At 48.3% G+C, this 14,701-nt stretch carries 14 protein-coding genes; 7 read left to right on the top strand and 7 right to left on the bottom strand.

All coding sequences use genetic code 11. From position 1 onward, the window contains the following. Positions 1–339: 339 nt before the first annotated feature. Complete coding sequence (locus ACN0IC_RS03595; RefSeq protein ID WP_416877625.1) at positions 340–1,338, top strand: DUF3667 domain-containing protein; 999 nt, start codon at positions 340–342, stop codon at positions 1,336–1,338. Between the two features lie 12 nt (positions 1,339–1,350). Here ACN0IC_RS03595 and ACN0IC_RS03590 read toward each other — a convergent pair whose 3' ends face one another. The 6 genes from ACN0IC_RS03590 to ACN0IC_RS03565 form a co-directional block, all read right to left on the bottom strand. Then, positions 1,351–1,815: a hypothetical protein gene (locus ACN0IC_RS03590; RefSeq protein ID WP_416877394.1), complete on the bottom strand. Its 465-nt coding sequence runs from the start codon at positions 1,813–1,815 to the stop codon at positions 1,351–1,353. After that, positions 1,800–2,237 carry a YcbK family protein gene (locus tag ACN0IC_RS03585; RefSeq protein WP_416877624.1) on the bottom strand — a complete coding sequence of 146 codons (438 nt, stop codon included), beginning with the start codon at positions 2,235–2,237 and terminating at the stop codon, positions 1,800–1,802. Before ACN0IC_RS03585 ends, ACN0IC_RS03590 begins: the two co-directional genes overlap by 16 nt. 112 nt (positions 2,238–2,349) lie before the next feature. Continuing rightward, positions 2,350–3,354 (bottom strand): DUF2853 family protein, encoded by a 1,005-nt coding sequence (locus ACN0IC_RS03580; protein ID WP_416877393.1) that lies wholly within the window; start codon positions 3,352–3,354, stop codon positions 2,350–2,352. 34 nt (positions 3,355–3,388) lie between these two features. Continuing rightward, entirely contained in the window at positions 3,389–4,504 is a 1,116-nt protein-coding gene (locus ACN0IC_RS03575; RefSeq protein ID WP_416877392.1) for an OmpA family protein, read from the bottom strand. A gap of 182 nt (positions 4,505–4,686) precedes the next feature. Next, positions 4,687–5,646, bottom strand: a complete 960-nt coding sequence (locus tag ACN0IC_RS03570; protein ID WP_416877391.1) for an NAD(P)H-dependent flavin oxidoreductase — start codon at positions 5,644–5,646, stop codon at positions 4,687–4,689. Positions 5,647–5,664: 18 nt separating this feature from the next. Continuing rightward, a complete protein-coding gene (locus ACN0IC_RS03565; RefSeq protein ID WP_416877390.1) occupies positions 5,665–7,128 on the bottom strand; it encodes a M20/M25/M40 family metallo-hydrolase in 1,464 nt (487 codons plus the stop codon). A gap of 132 nt (positions 7,129–7,260) precedes the next feature. Between ACN0IC_RS03565 and ACN0IC_RS03560 the strand changes: the two genes are divergently transcribed. From ACN0IC_RS03560 to ACN0IC_RS03535, 6 genes are all read left to right on the top strand, one after another. Next, entirely contained in the window at positions 7,261–8,931 is a 1,671-nt protein-coding gene (locus tag ACN0IC_RS03560) for a M28 family metallopeptidase (protein WP_416877389.1), read from the top strand. A gap of 42 nt (positions 8,932–8,973) precedes the next feature. Continuing rightward, a complete protein-coding gene (locus ACN0IC_RS03555) occupies positions 8,974–10,038 on the top strand; it encodes a glycosyltransferase family 10 domain-containing protein (protein WP_416877388.1) in 1,065 nt (354 codons plus the stop codon). A gap of 114 nt (positions 10,039–10,152) precedes the next feature. Next, positions 10,153–12,786, top strand: coding sequence for a M1 family metallopeptidase (locus tag ACN0IC_RS03550; RefSeq protein WP_416877387.1), 2,634 nt, complete (start codon positions 10,153–10,155; stop codon positions 12,784–12,786). Positions 12,787–12,795: 9 nt separating this feature from the next. Beyond that, positions 12,796–13,308 carry a DUF6702 family protein gene (locus ACN0IC_RS03545; RefSeq protein ID WP_416877386.1) on the top strand — a complete coding sequence of 171 codons (513 nt, stop codon included), beginning with the start codon at positions 12,796–12,798 and terminating at the stop codon, positions 13,306–13,308. 28 nt (positions 13,309–13,336) lie between these two features. Further along, entirely contained in the window at positions 13,337–13,972 is a 636-nt protein-coding gene (locus tag ACN0IC_RS03540; RefSeq protein ID WP_416877623.1) for a glutathione S-transferase family protein, read from the top strand. A gap of 1 nt (position 13,973) precedes the next feature. Continuing rightward, positions 13,974–14,393: a VOC family protein gene (locus ACN0IC_RS03535; RefSeq protein WP_416877385.1), complete on the top strand. Its 420-nt coding sequence runs from the start codon at positions 13,974–13,976 to the stop codon at positions 14,391–14,393. A 2-nt stretch (positions 14,394–14,395) separates the two neighbouring features. Here the strand turns inward: ACN0IC_RS03535 and ACN0IC_RS03530 are convergent, their stop codons facing one another. Then, the gene (locus ACN0IC_RS03530) at positions 14,396–14,671 is read right to left on the bottom strand and encodes a hypothetical protein (protein ID WP_416877384.1); all 276 of its coding nucleotides are present in this window, start codon (positions 14,669–14,671) and stop codon (positions 14,396–14,398) included. Positions 14,672–14,701: the final 30 nt, after the last annotated feature.

Here is a 14,701-nt window from a genome sequence, read left to right as displayed (position 1 = left end):
CAGATGAGGACGAGCAAGTGATTTCCCAGTAACGTTTCTTCCCTGTTTACGGGTTCACGCTTTTGAAAAACACCTTATACTGCGCAGACGGAGAGCGGGGAAATAACTGTGAATAGCACCTCATCAGAATCGATAGAAGTTGAAGCCTTACTAGCCACTAGTGTGCTCGACCGAGATAAAGTTCCCAACAAAAATCAAAGCGAGACATGTTTTTCTTGTGGCTCGCCAATCAAAGGATTGTATTGCAAGGACTGTGGTCAAAAAAATGATGACTATCGACGCTCCATTTTTGCCTTGGCCAAAGAAGGGATCGCCTCTGTTTTCTCTCTCGATTCCCGGATGTGGCAGACCTGGTTTGCGCTTCTTTTCAGACCCGGCCGGGTTGCACGAGAATATGCTAATGGCAAGCGCACAAAGTGGAGCAGCCCCGTCAGAATCTATCTGGCAATGAGCTTGCTGCTCTTTGGTTATCTGGCCATTACGCAAACCCAAATTGTTAGTCTGGATATGAATGTCAGACCCAAAGACTCCATCGAAAAGTCAGCTGACGACATAGCCCTTGAAGATTTGAAAATGACTCTTGCTATGACAATGTTTGAAACCAAGGCTCAAATTGACAAACGAAATTCAGAAAGAAACTTTGAATACATCCAGATGGTCTTTGACAATGAAGACCATAGTATGAAGTTCTCCAATGGCGGATTGGTTTTTGAAAGAATAGGCGCCGAGAAATCGGCAAAGTCGACACCAACCGCCAACCGGGAAAATGTCGACTCAGAAACTGTACAAACATCAAGAGAAAACGATGAATTCATAGAGGATGTAACGGTTACGGAGATAAATAGACCAAACCGCATAATACTGAACAATCAGGAAGTTGATCTCACTGGAAACTCATTTCGAGACGGCGTTATTCAATTTATGCGCGATCCCTCCGATTTCAACGAGACCTTCTCAAAATACATCCCTCGGATCATGTTTGTCATGATGCCCTTCATAATGTTCCTCGGCGCCCTCTTCATCAGAGGCCGGGGGAATGCGTTTCTCTACGATCACCTTGTCCACACAGCCTATATCCATGCAGTTATCTTTTTCCTCTTATTGATGGGATTGATCTTAGGCCGGTTACCATTTCTCGCTGGCGGTCTGATATTTCTCATTTTCACGACCTATCTCTTTTTCTACTTGCCTCTTAGTTTGAAACATATGTTCAAAAGAGGCCCTATTAAAACGGTGTGGGCCACCTATTCTATTGCGGGAATTTACCTGACGGTTATGATTTCAATTCTAATCTTTCTCTCGGCGATGGGCATGCAGAATTATCTCATCGCAGAGTAATTTCTCTATTCCTTAGGAAAAGCGAGAAGAGGTTTTCGGAGCTCGGTCCCCGAACCACCAGAGAGTCGCCGCCGTCGCCGCAAAAACGGCGGCTTCAATTATCGCATCATCCTCAGTCTTGAGAAATATGATAACTGTAATGCACCAGAGCGAGAGCGTGATGAGGGGTCTGACAAGGCGCAAAATATTCACCACCCATTGACTAGCTTTTCCCAATGCGGCCTCCGCCTTGATCGAAGCCTCCAACCCCGCCCAGGATCCTTGCTGAGCCGTCAGCGCCAATTCAAGTTCCGTTTCCTGGTGCCTCGCAGCCATATTGAGTTCATGAAGCTTATATTCATGCCCCCACCGCGCACGTTCCTGAGTATTTTGTTGCTTACGTTCAAAATAACCCGCTAGTCGGCCCAAAGCTGTCCCAACTATTCCGAATAATCCTCCCGCTGCAGCGTCCAGTCCAAGGGTTAGTGCATTTGCCATAATTGCCTCGCTTTCTCAGAACCTACCCAATGGCGGGGCCGTCCTAAATCAAGATGAAGAAAAGTAGAATAATATCCAAAGCCGGAAAACCCTATGCGCTTTGCCGCGTCCCGCAATTGAACCCGATTAATATCCCGGAGACTTATATCGGCTGCGAGTTTGAGGTGTTGAGACAGCGGCGCGCCCCCGACTCGAGCATTATGCAGCGCACAACGATGGCCAGATAATATGTAGAGGGGTTTCTTTATTTCATCGCGAAGACATTGCAGGCGATCAACAAATTCCGGCCAATGATAGCTTTCCCCGCAATGGCGACATGATAATTCAGCGGGCGAGAAATTTGGCCAACGATCCGTATTCCACAATTGATGTGAAAATCGATCCTTGTCTTGCACCCGTATAGTTTCAGCCTGTGTTTTCATGAACACAATATAGGCCTGTTTCATCAAGCAGAGACGGAATAAAAAAACCCGCTTAAAAAGCGGGCCTTTAGCGTAAAATAAACGCGGATTTAAATCCGGGCGTTGTTCGACCTTAGTTAAACAGGCTTATTTTCCGGGCTTTCTTTGCCGCAAGGTAATAGAAAGTCACGCGTGATTTGAATCGCTCGCCTTTCATTTCCTGACAGACGTCTTTGACCAGCTCCATTTGCCCGGAATCCTTTTCCAATTTCTTGGTAACGAATCCATCTGCGACGCGCTTCAACTCTGCTTCATCCGAACACGCAACAAGTGAGCTATCGCGTGACTGCAAAGCAACACCACAATATTTCACAATATTTTCGACAGTTTTACGCTTTGCTTTCGCGTCATACTTTTTCACATTGGTGTAGTATTTTTCAAAAGCCTCCTCCTCTTTGCTGACCTTTGGTTTCTTAGCGCGAGTTGACCCCGGCTTTGGCCCAGGCTTTTTACGAGGCTTACCGGACGCAGTCAGCTCGCCCCGCTTTGTACCAGGCTTAGGGCCAGGCTTGCGCTTGGCTTTCGTAGCAGGCGCAGATTTGGTTTTTGAGGCTGTAGAGGCTACCGCTTTTGAAGTAGACTTTTTCGCCGTGCTTTTTTTAGCTGTCGTTTTTTTAGCTGCAGCTTTCTTGGTTGCGGGTTTTTTACTCGCGCTTGTCTTGGCTTTGGCTTTCTTAGCTGGTGCTTTCTTTGCAGAAGACTTAGGTGCTTCAGACAAACGACCTTCCAGGTACTTCACCCGCGCGGCCAAATAGCGATTGCGCCACTCTAGTGCGTAATTCTCATCATCATCACCGCTTTTGTCTAACGAACTAGACGCCGCCGCACCTGTTTCTCTGGCTGCCAGTTTTCCTTTCAGGTCACTGACTTCTGTTTCGTGAGCTGACAACCGGCCTTTTAGAGCCTGGTTTTCAGTTCGCAATTTATCGGCTTCGGCCCGGAGAGCTTTTTCACCTTCAACTGAAAGGTCGCCTTCCTGTTTTTTTCCACGAAAAAAGAGCCATCCGAGAAATAGCCCAAACAGCGCCGCAAAAACCATGGGCACGATTAGATATCCGATTATGTATGTAAGGTTCATTTAAATGTCTCCTGTATGAGTGGATCAGGCGGGTCTATTCAGCCTGTGTTAGCGTAAAGGTAGTACGGCGGTTCATTTCTTGGCCTTCCGCTGTGGCATTATCGCCAATCGGATCTGACGACCCATGTCCTGTTGCCGACATACGGTTGCGGTCAACACCCTGTTGGGTCAAAAACGCAAGAACGCGGTTGGCCCGACGTTCTGATAATTGCTGATTCTTATCATCATCGCCAGTATTATCCGTATAGCCATCAATCTGTATACGAAAGCTTTGGCACTGATTGGCGGCGGCGGCAATTTCCGCGAGCAGATCAAAACTTGAATTTCCAGTGATTTCAGACTGTCCGGACGGAAATTCGATCTTGGTCCCTTCATTCAAATCATCAAAAAGAGTTTGGCAAATCGCCTGCGACTCGACTTGGCCCACTGTATCAGAAGCCAGATTGGGAACATTGATATTGGAGGCGCCATTATAAATAGCGGGCACGCCGGATGCGAAACTATTTACACGTTCGCGAATATCTGCCGAATTTGCCTGGCCATGAATTAGAAAATTATTATTTTCAATTTGAAATCGTCCGTTTTCCATAAGAGCCAACTCTTCAATTCCGCCTTCAATAAGGCTTGCCCAATTTTCATCGGGAGCTCCGCTGGCAATTTCAATTCCGCTGTTCTGTACAGTCTCCGAAAAAGCAGCATTGGCTTTTGCCAGAACACTCTCGCGCTCTTGGGCATTACTCACAAAACCGCCGAGAGTTACATTTCCGTTCTCAGACTTTGTAATGCTAAATGTGTACGGAGATTGTAACGGCGCCGAAGTCTGTTCCGTTTCAACAGTTTGAGCCTGCTCAACCGATCTAATATCAATATCACTTAAAACGCGGTGCCAAGGTTTGTTCGCCTGACAATCAGAACAAACAGTACGCTGAGCCGTTTCGACTGCGGCGCGAGCTATATCATTCGAGGGGGCCTCACCAATTATGGTTGCTATATGGCCGTCCATATCAACACCGGCCCAGTCATAGTTTTGGCTTTGAAGGGCGGTACGGATATCATCTCTCATATTCTCGGAAATTTTTGGCCCCATGATTAACGCATAGGCTGCCGAACCGATAATTATAAACAATATCCCTAATAGCCACTTCCCCATAAGCTCCTCCAAATATCCTGGCTACAAACCGTTTCCAGAATCCAATTAAATATCTCTTAGAGCATGGCCATAGCCGTTGCAATAAGGATGAAGGAATTGCGACGCTTATTGTGCCCCTCTAAAAACCCAAGAGGAATTTCAAAGTTTTAGAAGTCGGCTACAGGAATTAATTAGGAAGTAGCTCAGTAAGAAAGACGCTTTTTCGCTATCGCATATTCTTCTTTCATCTGGGCCACGATCTCGGCGACTGGCGGCGCAGAAGAAACACTCCCCACTCCTTGTCCCGCGCCCCAGATATCTTTCCAGGCTTTGGCGTCCGTATTTCCTCCGGAACCAAAATTCATGGATTTTTTATCTGCCGATGGCAAATTGTCCGGGTCAAGGCCGGCCTTCTCTATTGACCCTTTCAGGTAGTTTCCGTGCACACCGGTAAAAAGAGAGGAATAAACTATATCCCCGCCGGCCGAATCGATAATTTCCTGTTTGTAAGCCTGCTCCGCATTGGCCTCTTCCGAAGCGATAAACCGCGTTCCTATATAGGCAAAATCTGCCCCTATGGCTTGGGCCCCTGCCACCGAACCACCTGTTGCAATGGATCCTGACAATAAAAGCGGACCATCATGGAATTGCCTAATTTCGGGAATAAGTGCAAAAGGAGATAAAAGACCTGCATGTCCCCCAGCCCCTGCGCACACAGCGATTAATCCATCGGCTCCCATTTCCAGGGCTTTTTTGGAGTGCCGGATATTGACCACGTCATGAAGAATAATTCCGCCGTAACTGTGCGTAGCATCATAGACCATTTTCGAAGCTTGCAGGCTTGTGATAATAATTGGCACTTCATGTTTGCGGCAAATCTCCATATCCTGCTCAAGACGATTATTCGACTTGTGGCAAATCTGATTGACCGCAAACGGCGCAACCTTTTTGTCGGGATTATCTTTTTGGTATTTCTCCAACTCTAATTTGATCTGGACAATCCATTTTTCCAGCATCTCCGCAGGGCGCGCATTTAGTGCCGGAAAAGAGCCGACAATTCCGGCCTTGCATTGGGCTATGACCAGTTCCGGGCCACTGACAATAAACATCGGCGCGGCGATAACCGGAAAGTCTAGGTTTTCAAGAATTGGGGGTAAGGCCATGAGGGGCTCCAATAGGTCTTATTTATCTGTTTTTTCTTTATCTGTTTCATCCGCGCGGAAATCAGTCTCTGCTTCGGAGGCCATCCAGGCCATGGTCGCAAAAGCCGCTACATTCTGAGCCATTTCTTTTGGATCAATCTTGTCGAATGTGTCATCTGGCGTGTGGTGCAAATCAAAATAGTCCGTGCCATCTTGCTGGAACCGCATTGTCGGAACGCCTTCATTAGCCATAGGGCCAATATCAGGACCGCCATTGGTCGTCTTTTCCTCTGCAAAAGGGATATCCATGGCTTCAGCCATTGCCCTCAAGACATTTTCGCCTTCTGTCACGCCGGAGTGAACCTCATAGACAGGCCCGGCGCCAAAATCTGACTCCGTGGCCAAGACATGATTGGCAAGGTCATCTCTATGCTCTTCCACATAAGCAAAACCGCCTTTGAGGCCAATTTCTTCAGCCCCGAAAGCCACGACTCGAATGGTGCGTTTCGGCTTGAGACCGGCCTCCAGTATAACTTGGGCCGCCCCGGCAGAGATACCGATGCCGGCGCCGTCATCAATCGCGCCCGTTCCCAGATCCCAGCTATCCAGATGTCCGCCAATCAGAACAATCTCTTCCGGACGCTCCGTCCCGACAATTTCGCCGATGACATTGCCGGAGGGGAGATCCCCAACAGATTTGGGGGTAAGTGTAAGCTTTAAATTTACCTCCTCACCGTTTTTAAGCATCCGCTCAAGCTGATCCGCATCGGGGCCGGAGAGCGCGCCAATTGGAATAGGCTCTACATCAGGCGAATAACGCATCTGGCCTGTATGGGGAAAGCGATGACTGTCTGTGCCAACAGAGCGTATGACAACCGCAGCCGCGCCGCGCTTGCCGGCTTCGGTTGCGCCCGAGCGGCGCTTGCGATTGGCCGGGCCATAGCCTGCTCCGTCCGGGGCTTTCTCCATCCGTCCAGAGATGAATACAATCTTGCCGTCCAATCCGCCTTCGGGGGCGGCTTCTAAATTTTCAAATGTAGGAAAGTAAGCGACGTCTGCTGAAATTCCTTCCTCTGGCGTCGCCACCGATCCGCCAAGGGCCGTAATGTATAATTGTTGCGGATAGGGAGAGACAATCTCTGCCGTTTCTACGCCGCGCTCCCATCCCGGGACTGTGAATGGCTCGATACGTACATTCTGCAATCCAATTTCATTGAATTTCTCGACCGTCCAATCCCGGGCTCTCGCTTCGGCCTCTGATCCGGCCAGACGCGCCCCGACTTCAGTCGTCAGCTCGCGTGTAATCTCATAGCCCTGCTCCCCCTTCATCGCTGCATCTATCAGGCTTTGCACTGTATCAGACGTCGTCTGCTCACCGCTTTGCATAATAGGGGCTTCCTGCACCTGCGCATAGCTGACCACATTCATCGCAGCGCCGGATAGAAGCGTAGCGAGAGTAAGAACATAAGCTGGTTTACGGAAACGAGTTTTTGTAAAGGGCATTTGAACATTCCTTTTCAAAGGGATAAATATCATCTTTAATTGACGCGTAGGATGTGGTTGAACAGTTTTAGGATTTTTTCAAGCGGCTGACTCAATTATTTTTGAATAGCGGCACGTCGGGAGTGAAAAGTTATGTTATCCAAATCAATTGCGGCAGCCACAATTTCGGCTGTTATTTTCACAGGGTGTAGCTCTGAAACCCCGCCTCCCAAAGAGGCCAAAGCTTCCATCTCCGCAGCCGATATGGGCCGTCGAATTGAAACATTGGCTTCGGATGACTTTGAAGGCCGCGCCCCCGGTACGCCTGGCGGACAAAAAGCGTCACAATATATCGCAGATGAAATGGAGCGCGCTGGCCTCTCGCCTATGGGGGATAACGGCACTTACTTTCAAAATGTGGAATTGACCGAAGCGTCGGTTATCGCAAATGAATCTTCTATGACAATTGGCGCAAGGGGCGATGAGCAGCCTGTTGTGGACTCGGATCTGAAAACCAACTCTGTCTTTTGGACAAAGCGACTGGATGAAACCGTTTCTGTCGAAGATTCCGAATTGGTCTTTGTTGGCTACGGCGTTACTGCCCCTGAATATGGATGGGATGATTACGCCGGAGTAGATGTCGAAGGCAAAACCGTTGTGATGTTGGTCAATGACCCTGGATTTGCGACCAAAGATGAAGCGCTCTTCAACGGAAATGCGATGACCTATTACGGTCGCTGGACTTACAAATTTGAAGAAGCGGCCCGTCAGGGCGCCGCGGCGGCGCTAATAATCCATGAGACAGCCCCGGCCAGCTATGGCTGGGATGTAGTATCAGGTTCCTGGACGGGGGCACAATATGACCTTGTCCGTCCGGATAGAGGCGCTTCGCGTACGGCCTTGGAAGGCTGGCTTCATTTGGACGCGGCCAAGAAAGTGTTCGAGGCAGCAGAACTGGATTATCAGGCCTTGAAAAATCAGGCTTCCACCAAGGATTTCCAAGCCGTCGCTATGGGCGATTTGACTTTGAACGCTGAAATCAAACAACAAGCTGTTACGACAACGTCACGTAATGTGGCAGGAGGTGTAGTAGGCTCAACCCACCCTGACGAATACGTCCTATATATGGCGCACTGGGATCATTTGGGCAAAAATGAAGACCTTGAAGGCGACGATAAAATCTATAACGGCGCCGTGGACAATGCGACCGGCACAGCTGCCATTCTCGAAATTGGTGAGGCGATGGCGCAAGGCCCCACCCCTGAAAGATCTGTTATTTTCGTCGCTGTCACAGCAGAAGAATCCGGTCTTTTAGGGTCTGCTTACTACGCAGAAAAACCTTTAGTGCCTCTGAAACAAACCGTCGCCGGCATTAATATCGACGCCATGCTTCCGACAGGCCCAACCAAAGATATTATGGTCAAAGGTTACGGCGCGTCTGAACTGGAAGATTTGTTGAAAGCCGAACTGGACACACGCGAAATGTATATTGTGCCGGATGATAAACCTGAAGCCGGATCTTATTATCGTTCGGACCATATCAGCCTCGCGAAAAAAGGCGTGCCGATGCTTTACGCTGATACAGGGAATGACCACGTGACCAAAGGCCTGACCTATGGCGAGGACTTTGCCAAAGAGTATAATGACGTCCGCTACCACAAACCCGGCGATGAATATGATAATAGCTGGGACCTTTCCGGTATTACGCAAGCCACAGAAATTTTCTATGAATTAGGCTTGGATATGGCGAATTCAGAGGATTGGCCGAATTGGTATGAAGGCACCGAGTTTCGCGGACTGCGTGACGAAATGAGAGAGAACTAAGCTCGGTAATCTATAAGTTCAAAGTTTCGTCACGCCACCCCTATGACGATTAAAGTAAAATTCATGGCCAAAACCCATGCGGAACAGGATCCGCAGCTTTGGACCTCCATTCTCCCCGGCACTGAACAGCGTTGGGGAGATTGCGTTTTCACCTTTGATATGGACGACCGTCAATATGACTGGCTTGTCGTTTATGAAGGCCTCCCCATGCTGCCTGGGGAAAGACAGGTCAACCGGGTTGAACCCCTGGCCTGCCCCAAACAAAAGTCACTTTTTATCACAACTGAACCGGCATCAATTCGCGTTGAGGGGCCGCATTATCTGGGGCAATATGGACATATATTAAGCGCGAAGCCGACTTCCGTTATCCATCACCCAAATCAAATTTCTGAAACGCCGCCCTTACGCTGGTTTTATGGCCGGCCTTTAGGGGGGCAGCCAGGACATTATATATCCTTTGATGCATTTACCACTCGCGCGCCACTAGAAAAAACCAAAACCCTTTCGACAGTCTGCAGTAACAAGCAAATGTCCCATACAGTGCATTCCCAGCGCTATAAATTTACAATGGATATGAAGGAGCGACTTGGCGATCTTTTTGACGTGTTCGGACGAGGCATAAATCCGATTGCCCGCAAAGACGAGGCGATGGATACCTATCGCTATCACCTAACGATTGAAAATCATCGCGCCGAGGGTCATTGGACGGAAAAGCTTGCCGATGCGTGGCTGGCAAACTGCTTACCCTTTTATTACGGCGCACCGGATTATGCCAAAGATTTTCCAGAAGAAGCCGCCATCTCTATAGATATCTTTAATATCGACCAAGCTGAAAAGATCATTCGGAAAGCGATTGCGGGAAATGAATATGAAAAACGACTTCCAGCTATTTTGGAGGCCCGGCGGCTTATTCTTGAAAAGCATAATCTCATCGCGGTGATATCCAAAATCGTTGAAAGGCTGGAATCCGATCTTCCCAAAAACTTACCTATTGGCGGCGAAATATTAGGGCGTCACCTCTTCCGCCGCAGACACCCCTTGCTTGCAATGTCGGATGCATTTCACAGTCTCAGAATTAAAAAATCAGGTATTAGCCGCGCAAATTGAGGCTTTTTTCACTTTAATTCGGAAACTACTTTTCCCTATATACGGGAATTTGGTAGGACTTCCCTAAAGTTATAGTCTAACATTCCCAAAACATTTCAATAATGGACGTATTCTATGCCAAAACTCAGTCATGCCATTCGCTTTAGCCTCATTTCTGTCAGCGGGGCGATGGGAGCCCTTGTTCTTGGAACCGAAGCGCTCGCGGACGGTCCGGCTTGTACTCCGGGTGATCAAGTTTGTAAGTTTCGTCAACTTGGCACAGAACTTCCAACGCCCAATATTTTCCGAAATGCCGCAGGTGCGCCCGGTCCGGCCTATTGGCAACAACAGGCAAATTACAAAATTGACGTCGTCTTGGACGAAGAAGAACGCCGGATCAGTGCCGAATCGACAATTGATTACGTCAATAACTCTCCCGATCCTCTAAACTACATATGGGTTGCTCTGGACCAGAACCGTTTCAAAGACGGCAGCCTTGCCCGAGAAAGTGCGACCGCTGCGGCCACCGGCTCAGCACGTGGCGACGGATCTTCCAAACAGGATCGCGTTAGCTTTGGCAGCCTGCGATACAGCCAAGCCAATGAAGATCGTGAATACGGATTCGAATTTAAAGCTGTTACAGATGCAGACGGTAATGATCTGAATTATACCATCAATGACTCAATGATGAGAATTGATCTGGAGGAGCCCCTTGCCCCTGAAGAACGAACAGTCATTAACATTGATTGGGATCATAACATTATCGACGAAGAAGCCGTTGGGGGCCGCGGCGGATATGAATATTTTGAAGAAGAAGATAATTATATTTTCGGAATGGCTCAATGGTTTCCGCGGCTGGCCGCATATACAGACTATACGGGCTGGCAGAATAAACAATTTTTGGGCCGGGGGGAGTTTACCCTGGAATTCGGCGATTACGACGTCAGCCTGACGGTTCCTTCCGATCATATCGTATCCGCGTCAGGTGTTTTGCAAAATCCGAGAGAGGTTTTGACGGGTGAGCAGCGCCGCCGTCTTTCCAATCTCTCGACAGAAGAGACGCGTTATATCGTGACGCCAGAAGAGGCAGAGGAAAACGAAAAGACAAAGGCAGACGGAACCAGCACCTGGAAGTTCCGCGCCGAGAACGTTCGCGATTTTGCCTGGTCGAGCTCCCGCAAATATATCTGGGATGCCATGTTGTTCGAACAGGATGATGAGAACAATCCGACCGTAACGGCCATGAGTTTTTTCCCCAAAGAAGCGGATCCGGTCTGGTCAAAATATTCGACGCAATCAGTTGTCCACACAATGGACGTTTATAACAAGTTTGCCTTCAACTATCCCTACCCTGTCGCGCAATCCGTAAACTCTTGGGAACGCGGCGGCATGGAATATCCCATGATTACCTTTAACGGATATCGCCCCAGCGAAGATGAAAAAACGGGTGAAGTCACCTATTCACGCCGTATAAAATACGGATTGATCGGCGTCATTATTCACGAGATCGGCCATATCTACTTCCCAATGACGGTCAACTCGGATGAGCGCCGCTGGACCTGGATGGATGAAGGCATCAATACATTCCTGGAATATCAGGCGGAATATGAATGGGAGGAAAACTTCCCTATCAGCCGTTATGGCTCCAATAATCCGATGGACGACATATCGCGCTATATGACCAGTTCCAATCAGGTGCCGATCATGACGCAGTCAGACTCGGTTTTGCAATTCGGTCCGAATGCCTATTCCAAACCCGCCACCGCCCTTATGGTCTTACGCGAAACGGTAATGGGTCGTGAGCTCTTTGACTTCGCTTTCCGTGAATATTCAAACCGCTGGAAATTCAAACGCCCGACACCTGCCGATTTTTTCCGCACCATGGAAGATGCCTCGGCAGTCGATCTGGATTGGTTCTGGCGGGGCTGGTTCTTTGGCACCGATCATGTTGATATTGCTCTGACAGATGTCCGCCAATATCAGATTTCTTCTCAAGATCCCGACGTCGAGAAGGACAAAGACCGTGACGAATATAACCAGAACACACCTGAAACGATAACGCAGAAACGCAATCGTCAAGAGGGTATTGAAACGCGCGTCAGCCGTTATCAGGAACTCGAAGATTTCTACAATGAAAATGATCGTTTCACTGTAACGAATAAAGACCGCAATTCCTTCCAGTCTTTCCTCAAAAATCTAAAAGATTGGGAAAAAGAGGTTTATGAGCGGGCACTTGAAGACAATGATTACTACTACTTTGTTGATTTCGAAAATATTGGGGGTTTGATCTCTCCCCTTCCTCTGACTCTAACCTATGAAAACGGCGATACAGAAGAAATCATGGTACCGGCTGAAATCTGGAGACGGGACACAGAAAGCGTTACCAAGCTTATCGTTCGTGACCGGAAAATTCTTTCCATAGAGCTGGACGCACAGCATATGACTGCCGACGCTGATTATGGAAATAACAGCTTCCCTCAGAAACTGACTCAGAGCCGTATCGAAATGTATAAGTCAGACTACAAAGCCTCCTCCATGATGGCTGATATGCTGGTCGAGTTAAAAGGCAATCCGGACGAAATGAAGTCCGAAGATGGTGACGCCAAAGACGTTCCGATGAAAACGGTTGAACCTACGGATGCAGCGGAAGACAAGACCTCTGCTGAAAACCGTCAGGGATCTGACATCGAAGAGCCCGAAACCGATCGCTCTGAAAAGAAAAAATCCACTCTGCGTAAAACACTCGAAAGAATGTTGGGCGGAGAGTAAAACACACTTATGAACATCAAACTCAACCGCAGACGCGCCCTTCTGGGCGCGGCTGGTATAGTCATCTGCGCATCTTACACACCAGTTTGGGCGCACCGACTGACAACCACAACGACACAAATCGAGATTAACTCCGTAACCGGAGAGATTGACGTCATTCATGATTTCCACGTCCACGATACGGGCACTGCTCTCGCAGCGGAGGGAATTCTGGATTCTCCCAATCTCGCCGCCCTCAAGGAAAGAGCCCAGCTTGCGCTTTATACTGAAAAAGCCTTCGCACTTTATCAGAACGGCTCTTCCGTGCCGCTCAACATTGTCGGTGCAGAACTCGTTCGAGGTAGCGTTCTAGTTTATCAGCAAGGGAAGATCGATCTTCCCGTCGGAGAATTATCGGTTCGGGCTGAAATGATGAGGAAATTTGTTCCTGATCAGATTAACAATGTTGATGTGATCATAGACGGCAAAGTCACGTCTTTGCAGTTTCGAGGCTCAGATGACCTAAAAAAGGTACTTGCCTAAACCCCATATCATTGCCCATACAGGGGTTATGATCGTTTTACACCATCTCAACCATTCCCGCTCCATGCGTATTCTCTGGCTCCTGGAGGAGTTGGAAGTTGAGTATCAAATCAAGCATTATGAACGTGATCCGGAGACCAACCGCGCTCCGGCGGAACTCAAATCCGTCCATCAACTTGGCAAAAGCCCCGTCATAGAAGATGGCGATCAGATTATAGCCGAAACTGGCGCTATCATTGTTTATCTATTGGATAAATATAGCGATGGGTCTTTACGCCCGGATAAAGAGTCGCCGGAATATGTAGACTATGTTCATTTTCTACATTTTGCCGAAGGTTCAGCTATGCTGCCTTTCCTGCTGGCGCTTTACACAAGTTATTTGGGCGAAGCCGCCGCTCCTCTGCAGCCATTAATCGTCGGCGAGATCAAAGGAATACTGGATTATTGTGAATACGCCCTCACCCGAAATGAATATTTTGCCGGGGACCATCTGACGGGAGCGGATATTCAAATGATTTTTCCTCTTGAAGCCGCAAAGGCTCGAGGACGGCTTATCGAATATGAAGCCTGTAATGACTATGTCGATAAAATTCACAAGCGCCCTGCCTATCTAAGAGCTTTGGAAAAGGGCGGTGATTACGCTTACGGCCCAAAGGGAATTTAGTATGACGAGCGTTTTTCACCTCGCGTATCCCGTCAAAGACAAGGAGACAACGAGAGCCTTTTATCGTGATGTCTTACGATGCAAGCAGGGGCGTGAAGCTGAGAGCTGGATTGATTTTGATTTTTTCGGCCATCAGGTCTCATTTCATGTTCGTCAAGACGCTTTCGATGGATCGGAGCCTGTAAATAAGGTGGACGGCAAAGATGTGCCGGTCAGGCATTTTGGCGCGGTTTTGGAATGGTCTGAGTGGCATAATCTACGTGATAGACTGGTAGAGGCCAGAACTCGCTTTGTTATTGATCCTTATATTCGTTTCAAAGGCAAAACGGGCGAGCAAGCGACTATGTTTTTCTTGGACCCCAGCGGAAATGCGCTGGAGTTTAAAAGTTTCAAGGACCCCTCACAAATCTTTGCGAGTTGAACTTATTGAAGCATCAAAGAATTAAGTTCCTGTTTAGCCGACTTTTGTAAGGTCTCTAGAGAAGTCCAACCGCTATTTTCAAGTGCGCGCCAACGATTCAAGTGAATTTGTGTGAATCGAATTTGCCACTCTAGGTCAGCGACGCGCTTCTTTACGCCATCAGAAGATTTATTGATCTTCGCCGTTTTGTTAAAAACAGGCTCGACATCATTTGCGGCAACCGCGAATTGATTAACTTTCGCAGCATTTCCTACAGAATTATTTGCATATTCTTTCATCTTCAGCTCCCGTTGAATAATCCAACTAGA

It is taken from the genome of Litorimonas sp. (assembly GCA_029936425.1).
GTDB lineage: Bacteria > Pseudomonadota > Alphaproteobacteria > Caulobacterales > Maricaulaceae > Litorimonas.
The sequence above is the reverse complement of the archived record's forward strand: the minus strand, read 5'-3'. Positions and strand labels throughout refer to the sequence as shown.

Bases quoted from the DNA above. Each gene is read 5' to 3' on its own strand.
- ACN0IC_RS03595 (WP_416877625.1), top strand. From the start codon at position 340: ATGTGGCAGACCTGGTTTGCGCTTCTTTTCAGACCCGGCCGGGTTGCA.
- ACN0IC_RS03590 (WP_416877394.1), bottom strand. From the start codon at position 1,815: ATGGCAAATGCACTAACCCTTGGACTGGACGCTGCAGCGGGAGGATTA.
- ACN0IC_RS03585 (WP_416877624.1), bottom strand. From the start codon at position 2,237: ATGAAAACACAGGCTGAAACTATACGGGTGCAAGACAAGGATCGATTT.
- ACN0IC_RS03580 (WP_416877393.1), bottom strand. From the start codon at position 3,354: ATGAACCTTACATACATAATCGGATATCTAATCGTGCCCATGGTTTTT.
- ACN0IC_RS03575 (WP_416877392.1), bottom strand. From the start codon at position 4,504: ATGGGGAAGTGGCTATTAGGGATATTGTTTATAATTATCGGTTCGGCA.
- ACN0IC_RS03570 (WP_416877391.1), bottom strand. From the start codon at position 5,646: ATGGCCTTACCCCCAATTCTTGAAAACCTAGACTTTCCGGTTATCGCC.
- ACN0IC_RS03565 (WP_416877390.1), bottom strand. From the start codon at position 7,128: ATGCCCTTTACAAAAACTCGTTTCCGTAAACCAGCTTATGTTCTTACT.
- ACN0IC_RS03560 (WP_416877389.1), top strand. From the start codon at position 7,261: ATGTTATCCAAATCAATTGCGGCAGCCACAATTTCGGCTGTTATTTTC.
- ACN0IC_RS03555 (WP_416877388.1), top strand. From the start codon at position 8,974: ATGACGATTAAAGTAAAATTCATGGCCAAAACCCATGCGGAACAGGAT.
- ACN0IC_RS03550 (WP_416877387.1), top strand. From the start codon at position 10,153: ATGCCAAAACTCAGTCATGCCATTCGCTTTAGCCTCATTTCTGTCAGC.
- ACN0IC_RS03545 (WP_416877386.1), top strand. From the start codon at position 12,796: ATGAACATCAAACTCAACCGCAGACGCGCCCTTCTGGGCGCGGCTGGT.
- ACN0IC_RS03540 (WP_416877623.1), top strand. From the start codon at position 13,337: ATGATCGTTTTACACCATCTCAACCATTCCCGCTCCATGCGTATTCTC.
- ACN0IC_RS03535 (WP_416877385.1), top strand. From the start codon at position 13,974: ATGACGAGCGTTTTTCACCTCGCGTATCCCGTCAAAGACAAGGAGACA.
- ACN0IC_RS03530 (WP_416877384.1), bottom strand. From the start codon at position 14,671: ATGAAAGAATATGCAAATAATTCTGTAGGAAATGCTGCGAAAGTTAAT.